Annotated in this window: 11 protein-coding genes; 10 read left to right on the plus strand and 1 reads right to left on the minus strand. The window is 72.8% G+C overall.

The genetic code is table 11. The features are described from left to right. Window positions 1-83: 83 nt before the first annotated feature. Window positions 84-1,280 (minus strand): sensor histidine kinase, encoded by a 1,197-nt coding sequence (locus AC6CKD_RS00760; RefSeq protein ID WP_498324536.1) that lies wholly within the window; start codon window positions 1,278-1,280, stop codon window positions 84-86. 155 nt (window positions 1,281-1,435) lie between these two features. On the opposite strand from AC6CKD_RS00760, the gene AC6CKD_RS00765 reads away from it, so the two are divergent. The 10 genes from AC6CKD_RS00765 to AC6CKD_RS00810 are packed head-to-tail and all read left to right on the plus strand — an operon-like array spanning window position 1,436 to window position 11,777. Beyond that, window positions 1,436-1,843: an NADH-quinone oxidoreductase subunit A gene (locus AC6CKD_RS00765; RefSeq protein WP_250740903.1), complete on the plus strand. Its 408-nt coding sequence runs from the start codon at window positions 1,436-1,438 to the stop codon at window positions 1,841-1,843. Beyond that, a complete protein-coding gene (locus tag AC6CKD_RS00770) occupies window positions 1,834-2,451 on the plus strand; it encodes an NADH-quinone oxidoreductase subunit B (protein ID WP_498324537.1) in 618 nt (205 codons plus the stop codon). Before AC6CKD_RS00765 ends, AC6CKD_RS00770 begins: the two co-directional genes overlap by 10 nt. Beyond that, window positions 2,448-3,944: an NADH-quinone oxidoreductase subunit C gene (locus AC6CKD_RS00775; RefSeq protein WP_498324538.1), complete on the plus strand. Its 1,497-nt coding sequence runs from the start codon at window positions 2,448-2,450 to the stop codon at window positions 3,942-3,944. Before AC6CKD_RS00770 ends, AC6CKD_RS00775 begins: the two co-directional genes overlap by 4 nt. After that, complete coding sequence (locus tag AC6CKD_RS00780) at window positions 3,941-4,909, plus strand: complex I subunit 1/NuoH family protein (RefSeq protein ID WP_498324539.1); 969 nt, start codon at window positions 3,941-3,943, stop codon at window positions 4,907-4,909. Before AC6CKD_RS00775 ends, AC6CKD_RS00780 begins: the two co-directional genes overlap by 4 nt. Then, entirely contained in the window at window positions 4,910-5,497 is a 588-nt protein-coding gene (locus tag AC6CKD_RS00785; protein WP_498324540.1) for a NuoI/complex I 23 kDa subunit family protein, read from the plus strand. Continuing rightward, the gene (locus tag AC6CKD_RS00790; protein WP_498324541.1) at window positions 5,494-6,114 is read left to right on the plus strand and encodes an NADH-quinone oxidoreductase subunit J family protein; all 621 of its coding nucleotides are present in this window, start codon (window positions 5,494-5,496) and stop codon (window positions 6,112-6,114) included. The genes AC6CKD_RS00785 and AC6CKD_RS00790 overlap by 4 nt, the downstream gene beginning before the upstream one ends. Next, window positions 6,114-6,494, plus strand: a complete 381-nt coding sequence (gene nuoK, locus AC6CKD_RS00795; protein WP_498324542.1) for an NADH-quinone oxidoreductase subunit NuoK — start codon at window positions 6,114-6,116, stop codon at window positions 6,492-6,494. The genes AC6CKD_RS00790 and nuoK overlap by 1 nt, the downstream gene beginning before the upstream one ends. Beyond that, entirely contained in the window at window positions 6,491-8,590 is a 2,100-nt protein-coding gene (locus tag AC6CKD_RS00800) for an NADH-quinone oxidoreductase subunit 5 family protein (protein WP_498324543.1), read from the plus strand. Before nuoK ends, AC6CKD_RS00800 begins: the two co-directional genes overlap by 4 nt. Window positions 8,591-8,628: 38 nt before the next feature. Beyond that, window positions 8,629-10,197: a complex I subunit 4 family protein gene (locus tag AC6CKD_RS00805; RefSeq protein WP_498325384.1), complete on the plus strand. Its 1,569-nt coding sequence runs from the start codon at window positions 8,629-8,631 to the stop codon at window positions 10,195-10,197. After that, the gene (locus AC6CKD_RS00810; protein ID WP_498324544.1) at window positions 10,194-11,777 is read left to right on the plus strand and encodes an NADH-quinone oxidoreductase subunit N; all 1,584 of its coding nucleotides are present in this window, start codon (window positions 10,194-10,196) and stop codon (window positions 11,775-11,777) included. Before AC6CKD_RS00805 ends, AC6CKD_RS00810 begins: the two co-directional genes overlap by 4 nt. Window positions 11,778-11,877: the final 100 nt, after the last annotated feature.

Here is an 11,877-nt window from a genome sequence, read left to right on the forward strand (position 1 = left end):
CGGCGGGCACCACACCGAGCCCCGCCGGCGCTTGAGGCGGAAAGGGGGGCTCCGCCCCGGCAGCCCCCCCGCTGCGCGGAGCGCTATCGCGCGGAACGCTCCCGCCACGGCAGCTCCGCCGTGACCACGGTGCCCGCCCCCTCGGGGGACTCCACCACCAGCACGCCATCGACCGCGTCGAGCCGCTCACCCAGTCCCGCCAGCCCCGACCCGGCCAGCGCATCCGCGCCCCCGCGTCCGTCGTCCGACACCCGGATCAGCAGCCGCCCACCGGGCCCCGCCCCGCCCGTCCGCCACACCTCGACCTCCGCGCCCCGCGCCTGCGGACCCGCGTGCTTGCTCACGTTCTGCAGCAGCTCCGAGACCACGAAGTACGCGATCCCCTCGATCGCCTCCGCAGGCCGCGCCGGCAGATCCACCGCCACCTTCACGGGGACCAGGCACCGCGAGGCCACCGAGGACAGCGCCGCGTCCAGCCCCCGGTCGGTCAGCACCGCCGGGTGGATCCCGCGCGCCAGGTCGCGCAGCTCCTGGAGGGCGATCTTCACCTCTCCGTGCGCCTCGTCCACCATCGCCGCCGCCCCCTCGGGGTCCTCCAGCAGCTTCTCCTTCGCCAGGCCCAGCCCCATCGCCAGCGCCACCAGCCGGGCCTGCGCCCCGTCGTGCAGGTCCCGCTCGATGCGCCGCAGGTCCGCCGCCGCCGTGTCGACCACGACACCGCGGTCCGACTCCAGCTCGGCGATGCGCCGCTCCAGCTCGTCGGAGGGGGACAGCAGGCCCCGTACCATCGCGCGGTCCACGTTCGCGAGCCCCCGGACCACCCACGGCAGCACCGGCCACAGCACGAACAGCCCGGTCAGCGCCACGGTGAAGGTGAGCACCGCCCACGGCAGCCGGATCAGCTCGAACAGCACGGTCCGCCACGCCACCGGGTCCTTGAGGCTCGCCCACAGCCAGGGGAAGAATCCGCCGGACCGCCCCGGCCCCGGCAGCGGCGACGGCTCGTCGACCCGTACGCCCAAGAGGTGGCGCGCCCGCCCCCGTTCCAGCCGTCCCAATTGGCGAGACGCGAACAGACCACATGCGAACAGCGGAAGACCGATCGCGGTCACCGACAGACCGCCCGCGGTCGTCACCATCACCACCGTGAAGACGAACCCGATGAGGGCGGCGGGCAAATTGCTGAGCAGGTAGGCGATTTCCTTCCACGTCACGGCATCGAAGGGTGCGCGCACGCGGGGAGGAGTGCCGTCGTCGGGGGTGTGCTTGCTCGCGGTCATGCGCCCACCCTGCCAACCGGACGGGCCCGATGCCATGGGGTAGCCGGGCCGAGGTAAACGGGGGATAACCCCACCCCGTGGAGCCCAGGCCCTAGACTCCCGTCCGTACCAGATCAACCTGATCGTCGACAGTGGCCGAGGAACGAGGAACGGACGTGCCCGAACCAACGGTATCGACCGTATCCGTGCTCGCCGCGGACTACTTCCGCACGTATTCGGTCGTCGGCCTCCTGGCCGCGCTCGGCGTGCTCTTCGTGGCGGTGGCCTTCGGCGCCAACCGCCTGCTGAGCCCGTCCGTCCCGACCCGCGAGAAGCTGCTGACCTACGAGTGCGGCGTGGACCCGGTGGGCGAAGGCTGGGCGCACACCCAGGTCCGCTACTACGTCTACGCCTTCCTCTACGTCATCTTCGCCGTCGACTCGATCTTCCTCTTCCCCTGGGCGACGGTGTTCGCCGCCGCCGGTTACGGCGCCACGACGCTGGTGGAGATGTTCATCTTCCTCGGCTTCCTCGCCGTCGGCCTGCTCTACGCGTACAAGAAGGGCGTCCTCGAATGGCTGTGACCCCGGCCGGTACCCCGGCCGTGCCGTCGGAGCCGCAGCTGCTCCCGGAGCCGAAGCGGCTGGGCGTCCTGTCCCGCCTCGCGCCCGAGCCCATGAAGGTGGTCCTCAACTGGGGCCGCCGCTACAGCCTGTGGGTCTTCAACTTCGGCCTCGCCTGCTGCGCGATCGAGTTCATCGCGGCGTCGATGGCCCGCCACGACTTCATCCGGCTCGGCGTCATCCCCTTCGCGCCCGGCCCGCGCCAGGCGGACCTCATGATCGTCTCGGGCACGGTGACGGACAAGATGGCCCCGGCCGTCAAGCGGCTGTACGAGCAGATGCCCGAGCCCAAGTACGTGATCTCCTTCGGCGCCTGCTCCAACTGCGGCGGCCCGTACTGGGACTCGTACTCGGTGACGAAGGGCGTCGACCAGATCATCCCGGTCGACGTCTACGTCCCGGGCTGCCCGCCCCGCCCCGAGGCGCTGCTCCAGGGCATCCTCAAGCTCCAGGAGAAGATCGCCCGCGAATCGCTGGCGGAGCGTTACGCGAACACGCCGACGCCCTCCCCCGCGCAGCTCACGAGCGGCCTGGTATCCCCTCCCCCCGCACCCGGGACGGACGCGTGAACCTCTACGACTCCCTCCCCGACGCGGCGGGCACGGTCTTCGGCGAGGAAGCCGTCGGCTCCTTCGCCTACTCCGTCCTCACGGTCGACGTCCCCACCGCGAGCTGGATCCCCGCGCTGGAGATCGCCCGCGACAAGCTGGGCTGCACCTACTTCGACTGGCTGAGCGCGGTGGACGAGCCGGGCACGGGCTTCCGCATCTGCGCGCACGTCGTCTCCCTGGAGAACCACCGCGTACGCCGCCTCCTGCTGCGGACCACCGTCCCGCACTCGGCGCCCTCCCTGCCCTCGGCCGTCGCCGTCTACGCCGGCGCCGAATGGCACGAGCGGGAGACCTTCGAGATGTTCGGGGTCGTCTTCACCGACCACCCGAACCTGGTCCCGCTGCTCCTCCCCGAGAACTTCGAGGGCCACCCGCTGCGCAAGGACTTCGTCCTCGCGGCGCGCGTCGCCAAGGCCTGGCCCGGCGCGAAGGAGCCGGGCGAGGCGCACGACCCGGACGCTCCGAAGCGCCGCCAGATGCTCCCCCCGGGCGTACCGGACCCCAACGACTGGGGCCCGATGAAGGGCCAGCTCCCCCCGGCCCCCACCCGCCCGGCCCGCACCCCGCGCGCGGCGGCCGGCGCCGCGGCCGACCGCCCCGCCCGCACCCTGCGCGCGGCGGCCGGCGCCGCGGCCGACCGCCCCGCCCGCACCCCGCGCGACACCGCTCCGGAAGCCCCGGCGACCCCGTCCGAAGCAGCCCCGGCCCGTCCGGTGCGCCGCTCCCGCTCGGTCGCGGACGGCTCCGCGAGCCAGACGGAAGCCCCGGCGACGGGGGCAACCCAGGACCCGGCGGCCCCCCTGGCGACCTCGTCCGAGGCAGCCCCGGCCCGTCCGGTGCGCCGCTCCCGCTCGGTCGCGGACGGCTCCGCGAGCCAGTCGGAGGCCTTGGCCGCGGGATCGACCCCGGCTCCGACGGAAGCCGCCCCCGCCTCTGCGGACGCCACCCCGACGGCCTCCCCCGAGGCGGCCGAGGCGAGCCCGGCCCCGTCCGAGGCGGCCCAGGGACGTCCGGTGCGCCGTACCCGCTCGGTCGCGGACGGTTCCGCGAGCCAGACAGCAGCTCCGGCCGACGCCGAGGCCGACGCCGCGCCCACGACGGAACCGCAGGCCCCCGCGCGCCCGGTGCCCGGCAGCGCGGACGCCCCCTGGCACAACCCGAAGCCCGCCTTCGACCCCCCTCCGTCCGAACCGCCGACTCCGGCGGCTCCGTCCGAACGGGCGGCTCCGGCAGCTCCGTCCGAACCGGCAGCTCCGTCGGAACCGTCCGATCCGGTGGCTCCGGCCGAACCGGCTGCTCCGGCCACCCCAGCCACCCCGGAGAGCCCGGCCGAACCGGCAGACGGCACGGCGGGCTCCGCCGAGGCCGAGCCGAAGCCCGAGTCCGAGTCCGAGTCCGTCCAAGAGACGGACCCCCGCACACCCAACGACCCCACCGGAGGCGCCGCGTGAACGACGTCCTCGACGTCGCCCTGCGGCTGATCGTCGTCTTCGCCGTCTTCCTCGTGCTCCCGCTCGTCGTCGGGCAGACCGAGCACAAGGTGATGGCCCACATGCAGGGCCGCCTCGGCCCCATGTACGCCGGCGGCTTCCACGGCTGGGCCCAGCTCGTCGCCGACGGAGTCAAGTTCGCGCAGAAGGAAGACATCGTCCCGGCCAACGCCGACCGCCGCGTCTTCCAGATCGCCCCCGCCGTCGCGCTCCTCCCGTACCTCCTGGTCCTCCTCGTCATCCCCATCGGTCCCGGTGAGGGCGCCGTCGGCCAGGTCATCGACGCCGGCCTCTTCTTCGCGCTCGCCGTCATGGGCGTGGGCGTGCTCGGCTCGCTCATGGCCGGCTGGGCCTCCGCGAACAAGTTCTCCCTCCTCGGAGGACTCCGCACCGCCGCCCAGCTCCTCGCCTACGAGCTGCCCATGCTGCTCACCGCGGCCTCGGTCGCCATGGCCGCCGGAACCGTGTCGCTCCCCGGCATCGTCGGCGCCTTCGAGTGGTGGTGGCTGCCCTGGCAGATCGTCGGCGGGCTCGTCTTCTTCACCGCAGGCCTCGCCGAACTCCAGCGTCCCCCCTTCGACATGCCCGTCGCCGACTCCGAGATCATCTTCGGCGCGTACACCGAGTACACCGGCCTGCGCTTCGCGCTGTTCCTCCTCGCCGAGTACGCCGGCATCGTCGTCCTCTGCGCCCTCACCACCGTCCTCTTCCTCGGCGGCTGGCACGGCCCCTTCGGCGGCGACGACTTCGGCTGGGTCTGGACCCTGCTCAAGATCGCCGCGCTCTCCTTCGTGGTGATCTGGCTCCGCGTGAGCTACCCCCGGCTCCGCGAGGACCAGCTCCAGAAGCTCGCCTGGACCGTACTCATCCCGCTCGCGCTCGCCCAGATCGCGCTCACCGGCATCGTGAAGGTGGCGATCCAGTAAATGCCCCCCATCCCCGGCTCCGGCCTCGCCAAGGGTCTGGCCGTCACGCTGCGCACGATGACGAAGCGCTCGCACACCGCCCAGTACCCCGAGGTGCAGCCCGAACTCCCGCCGCGCTCGCGCGGGGTCATCGGCCTGTTCGAGGAGAACTGCACGGTCTGCATGCTGTGCGCGCGCGAGTGCCCCGACTGGTGCATCTACATCGACTCCCACAAGGAGACGGTCCCGGCCGCCGCCTCGGGTGGCCGTGAGCGCAGCCGCAACGTCCTCGACCGCTTCGCCATCGACTTCTCCCTCTGCATGTACTGCGGCATCTGCATCGAGGTGTGCCCCTTCGACGCGCTGTTCTGGTCGCCGGAGTTCGAGTACGCCGAGACCGACATCCACGAACTGACCCACGAACGCGACAAGCTGCGCGAGTGGATGTGGACCGTGCCGGCCCCGCCCGCCCTGGACCCGGCCGCCGAGGAGCCCAAGGAGATCGCGGCGGCCCGCAAGGCCGTGGAGAAGGCGGAGACCGCGGCGGCCGCCGCGGCCGCGGCCGCCGCCGCGACCCCCGACACCCCGGCCCCGGAAGGAGACGCGTGATCACCGCAGCCGCCCAAGGCAACGGCTTCCTCTCCCCGACCGGCGTCGAGATCGCCTTCGTCCTCGTCGGCCTCGCCACCCTCGGCGCGGCCGCCGTCACGGTCACCACCAAGCAGCTCGTGCACGCCGCCCTGTGGCTGGTCGTCGCGCTCGGCGGGATCGCCGTCGAGTACCTGCTGCTGACCGCCGAGTTCATCGCCTGGGTCCAGGTCCTGATCTACCTCGGTTCCGTGGTCGTCCTCCTCCTCTTCGGGCTGATGCTCACCAAGGCCCCCATCGGCCGCTCACCGGACGCCGACTCGGGCAACCGCCCGGTCGCGCTCGGCGTCGCCGTCGTCGCGGCCGCCGCGCTCGTCTGGGTGGTCGTCGACGCCTTCCGCACCACCTGGATCGACCTCGACGGTCCCGTACAGGGCTCGACCAAGGTCTCCGGAGAGATCCTCTTCCGGCACTGGGTGCTGCCCTTCGAGGCGCTCTCCGTCCTCCTCCTCGCGGCCCTGATCGGCGCCATCGTGCTGTCCCGCAAGGACACCCCCGGTGCCGAGACCCCCGCGGCCGAGACCCCCGCCTCCGCACCCCCCGCCGCTCCCGCCGCCGACAAGAAGGGGCAGCGCTGATGCACCTCGCCTACCCCGCCGTGCTGGCGGCGCTCCTCTTCTGCACGGGCCTGTACGGAGTGCTCGCCCGCCGCAACGCCATCCTGGTCCTGATGTCCGTCGAGCTGATGCTCAACGCCGTCAACCTCAACCTGGTGGCCTTCGACGTCTGGCTGCGCGACAGCCTGCACGCCGGCCAGGCCCTCACCCTCTTCACCATCGCCATCGCCGCCGCCGAGATCGGCATCGGCCTCGCGATCGTGCTGATGGTGTACCGCAACCGGGGCACCGCGGACGTCGACCGACTGCGTGACACCGCCGAGGGCCACGAGCCGGACGGCCTGAACCCGGCCGGCGTGAACCCGGACAGCGCGAACCCTGCGACCGGAGCCGCCGCGTGAGCACCCCGACCCTCGCCGTACTGGTCCCCCTCCTGCCCTTCCTGGGCGCGCTGGCGGGACTGCTGCTCGGCCGCACCGCCCCCGGCTTCGTCAAGCCGCTCGCCGTCCTGCCGACACTGGCCGCCGCCGTCCTCGCGGTCCTGGTCGCCTTCCGCCAGGCCGGCGGCAAGGCGATCGACACGGCGACCGAGCTGACTCCGACCGGCTCGGTGCCCATCGAGCTCTCGCTCCACCTGGACGGCTTCGCCGTCATGGTGGCCGTCCTCGTCGGCCTCGTCGCCACCTGCGTGCAGATCTACTCGACGGCGTACCTGCGCGAGGACCCGCGCTACCCGTCCTACGCCGCTCTGGTCTCACTGTTCACCTCCGCCATGCTGCTCGTCGTCTACTCCGGCGACCTGATGGTGCTGCTGGTCGGCTGGGAGATCATGGGCATCTGCTCGTACTTCCTGGTCGGCCACTACTGGGAGACCGAGGCGGCCCGCTCCGCCTCCCTGAAGGCCTTCCTCGTCACCAAGCTCGGTGACGTCCCCTTCCTCATCGGCCTGTTCGCGCTCGCCACCGACGCCGGGTCCTTCCGGATCACCAAGATCCTGGGCACCGTCGCCGCGGGCGGGCTCGACCACCCGACGCTCATCGCGCTGCTCCTGCTGGCCGGAGTCGCGGGCAAGTCCGCGCAGTTCCCGCTGCACACCTGGCTTCCGGACGCCATGGCGGGCCCCACCCCGGTCTCCGCGCTGATCCACGCCGCGACGATGGTCGCCGCCGGTGTCTACTTCGTCGCCCGCCTCCTCCCCGTCTTCGCGGCCTCCCGGGCCGCACTGGTGGTCCTGGCCGTCATGGCGGCCGTCACGATGGTCGGCTCCGCCCTCGCCGGCCTGGCCCAGGACGACATCAAGCGGGTACTCGCCTACTCCACGATCGGCCAGCTCGGCTACATGTCCGGGGCCCTGGCCGTCGGAGACCGCGCGGCCGCCGTCTTCCACCTCCTGTCCCACGGCGCCTTCAAGGCGCTCCTGTTCCTCGGCGCCGGCGTGATCATCCACGCCGCGGGGACGAACTCCCTCGCCGCCATGTCCCGCATGGACGGCCTGGCCAAGCGCATCCCCGACGCCTTCTGGACGATGACGATCGCGCTGCTCGCGCTCGCCGCCTTCCCGCCCTTCGCCGGCTTCTTCTCCAAGGAAGCCGTCCTCGTCGCCGCCGAGCACACCGCAGGCGGCCACTCGGAGCTCGCCCCGAGCGCGGCCGGCTGGGTGGTCCTCGTCGCCGGCGTGCTGACCGCCCTGCTCACCGCCGCCTACGCCACCCGGCTGTGGCTGATGGCCTTCCGCGGCCGGGGTCCGGCCGCCCCCGACCACGGCAAGGAGCCCGTCGCCATGACCGGCGTGCTGTGGCTGCTGGCCGTCCCGTCCGTCGGCTTCGGGCTGCTGGCCGGGCCCCTCTCCGACTTCTTCGAAGGCCGCGAACTCACCCCGTCGCTGACGACCTCGGTCCTCGGCACGGGCGCCGCCGCCGTCGGCGCGGTCCTCACCTACGCCCTTTGGCAGCGCGCCCAGGCCCAGGCCGCCCAGGCCCAGGCCGCTCTGGCCCAGGCGGCGACGGCCCGAGCCGGCACCGCCACCGCCGGAGCACCCGCCACCGCCGGAGCACCCGCCACCGCCGCGGCGCCCTCCACCGCTTCCGACGCCGTACCCGCGGCCGTCGCCGCCGCCGAGTCCGCCGCGGAGAGCCCCGAAGTCGCCCAGGTCACCCACGACCACCCCGTCGTCTCGGCGGCCCCCGCGGCCGACCCCGGCCGCGCGCTGCTCGGCCCGCTGCACCGGCACGCCGCCGTCGGCTTCCACCTCGACGCCGTCTACGACCGCCTGTTCGTCCGCCCCGTCCGAGCCGCCGCAGCCCTCGTACGCTTCCTCGACCGCGAGGTGGTGGACTCGTACGTCCGTGGCGCGGGCCTCGGCCCCCGGCTGCTCGGCACCCTGGTACGCCGCGCCCAGACCGGCAACGTGCAGAGCTACCTGAGCGCCCTGCTCGCCGGCGCCGTGGTCCTGGCGATCGCCACCGCCGTCCTCGCCAACGTCAACGCCGGATCGTGAGCCGTGAGTCAGCCGTGATTGATATCAGCCCGTCCGTGATGCAGTTCCTTCTGGCGTTCATCGTGGCCGCACCCCTCCTCGGCGCGCTTGCCGCCCTCCTGCCGGCCCCGCCCGGGCTGAAGGGCAAGAGCCCCGAACAGGCCGTGCTGCGCCACGGCGTGACCGTTACCGGTGCCATCCTCGCCGCGACGATCGTCCTCGCCGCGGGCTTCGACCACGACGCCCCGTCCCGCTTCCAGGCGACGACGGACATCAGTTGGATCCAGGCCCTGAACGTCCGGATCCACCTCGGCATCGACGGCATCTCGCTCCCCCTCCTCCTGATGACCGCGCTGCTGTTCTTCCTCTGCGCGCTCTACAGCTACTTCAAGCTCCCCGCGGGCCCCTCCGCGAAGGCCTTCGTCGCCCTGCTCCTGGTCCTGGAGTCCGGCACCCTCGCCACCTTCGCCGTCCTCGACCTGCTGCTGTTCTTCCTCGCCTTCGAGATGGTCCTCATCCCGATGTACTTCCTCATCGCCCGCTGGGGCGGTGCTCAGCGGCAGGCGGCCGCCTGGAAGTTCATCCTCTACACCCTCCTCGGCTCCGTGGTCATGCTGCTCGGCCTGCTGCTGATCGGGCTGAACAGCGGCACCTTCGACATGGTGGCACTCGCCTCCGACAACGGCCGCGAACTGTCCCACACCACCCAGGTCCTGGCCGTCCTCGCCATCGGGATCGGCCTCGCCGTGAAGACCCCGATGTGGCCGCTGCACAGCTGGCTGCCGGACGCCCACACCGCCGCCCCCACCGTCGGCTCCGTCCTCCTCGCGGGCGTCCTGCTGAAGATGGGCACCTACGGGTTCGTCCGGATCCTGCTGCCGGCCACCCCCGACGGCATGGTCACCTTCGCCCCGTACCTGGGCGCCTTCGCCGCCGTCGGCATCGTCTACGGGTCCCTGGCCTGCCTCGCCCTCGCCCGCAAGGGCAACAAGGGCGACCTCAAGCGCCTCATCGCGTACTCCTCCGTCGGCCACATGGGCTTCGTCCTCCTCGGCATCGCGTCCATGACCCCCACCGGCGTCAACGGCGCGCTGTTCGCCAACGTCGCGCACGGTCTGATCACCGGCCTTCTCTTCTTTCTTGTCGGCGCGCTCAAAGACCGTTACAACACGGCCGATCTCGACACCCTCGCCGGAGCCACCGGAGCGGCCCTCTACGGCCGCGCCCCCCGCTTCGGCGCCCTCCTCGCCTTCGCCGCCATCGCCTCGCTCGGCCTCCCCGGCCTGGCCGGCTTCTGGGGCGAGATGCTGGCCCTCTTCGGCGCGTTCGACCCCGCCGAGGGCCTGTCGCGGCCCGCGTTCCTCACGTACATGTCCATCGGCGCGTTCGGCACCCTGCTCACCGCCGCCTATCTTCTGATCGTCGTACGGCGGGTGTGCATGGGCGACCCGGAGGCCGCGCGCGAAAGTGCCGCCGCCCCCGTGGTCCTCGCGGACATCCAGCGCTACGAGTACGCCGCCTGGACCCCGCTCGTCGCCCTCACCCTCCTCGCCGGCCTGTGGCCCGCGGTCCTCCTCGGCCTCACCGACCCGGCCGTCCAGAAGCTCCTCGCGGGAGGGAACTCATGACGGTCCTTCACCCCATCGCCGGCACCGCCATCGCCGCGGCCGACGCCCCCAGCCTGGTCCAGTCCGTCGACTGGCTCGCCATCGCCCCGGTCGTCATCACCGCCGTCGTCGGCCTCCTCGTGCTGGTCGCCGACCTCTTCCTGCCGGAGCACCGCAAGCCGCTGCTCGGCTGGATCTCCGTGGCCGGACTGGCCGCCGCGACCGCGACCCTGCTGCCGCTGCGCGCCGGCGACCGCACCACCTTCTGCCTCACCGGACCCGGTACGGCCGACCCCGGCGCGTGCAGCTACGCCGCCGACCACTTCGCGCTGGTCGTCCAGTTCCTCGTCCTCGGCGGCGCCCTGGTCACCGCCCTGCTGTCGGTCACGGCCGTCCGCGAGGCCCGCATGCCGGCCGGAGAGTACTGGTTCCTGCTGCTCTCCTCCGCCGCCGGCGCGGCCCTGCTGCCCGCCTCACGCGACCTCGCCACCCTGATCGTGGCCCTCGAAGTCGCCTCGCTGCCCGCCTTCGCCCTCGTCGGCATGCGGCGCGGCGACCGGCTCTCCTCCGAGGCCGCCCTCAAGTTCTTCCTGTCCTCGGTCACCGCCACCGCCGTGTCCCTGATGGGCATCAGCTTCGTCTACGCCGCCACCGGCTCCCTGCACCTCACCCAGGTCGCCGACCGGCTCGGGAACGTCCCCGGACAGCTCGACACCCTCGCCATGGCAGGCGTCGCGCTCACCCTGGTCGGCTTCGCCTTCAAGACGGCCGCCGTCCCCTTCCACTTCTGGGTCCCGGACACCTACGTCGGCGCCCCGCTGCCCGTCGCCGGATACCTGTCGGTCATCGGCAAGGCCGTCGGCTTCACCGGCCTCATCCTCGTCACCGTGATCGCCTTCCCCGCGTACTCCGACGTCTGGGGCCCGGCCCTGGCCGTCCTCGCCGCGCTCACCATGACCCTCGGCAACGCGGCGGCCCTGCGCCAGTCCGCCGACCGGCCGGGAGGGGCCGTACGGCTGCTCGCCTGGTCCTCGGTGGGCCAGGCGGGCTACCTGCTGGTCCCGATCGCGGCCGCCGCCTACGCGGGCCGCGACCAGATCGGCTCCACCGTCGCCTACGCCCTCATGTACGCCGCCGTGAACCTCGGCGCCTTCGCCGTGGCCGCCCTGGTGGCCCGTACGAAGCCCCTGCACCGGCTCTCCGACTACCGGGGCCTGTACGCCGAGAGCCCGCTCGCGGCCCTCGCGATGGCCTTCTTCCTGCTCTGCCTGGCCGGTCTGCCGCCGGGCATCATCGGGCTCTTCGCGAAGGTCACCGTCTTCCGCTCGGCGGTCGACGCCGGGCTGGGCTGGCTCGCCGTGGTCATGGCCGTCAACGTCGTCATCGCGCTGTACTACTACCTGCGCTGGACCGCCCTGCTCTTCCGCGCCCCCGACGGGGACGCGGCGCGGGAGGGCGCGCGGGAGGGCGCGCAGCCCCGTACCGGGACCCCCTGGCCGGTCACGGCGGCCATCGTGCTCACCGCCGCCACCGCGCTGGTCCTCTCGGGTGCCCCGCAGCTCGTGCTGCGGTTCGCCACCGGCAGCCTCTTCGCGCTGTAGAGCCGCGCCGGAGCCTGCCCGGAGCCCCGGCAGCGCCGTGCCCGGGCCCGCGCCCGTAACCCGTACGGCCTAACCTCCGTCATGCCCGCGACAGCCCCGC

The sequence above is a fragment of the Streptomyces sp. GQ60 genome (assembly GCF_059758875.1).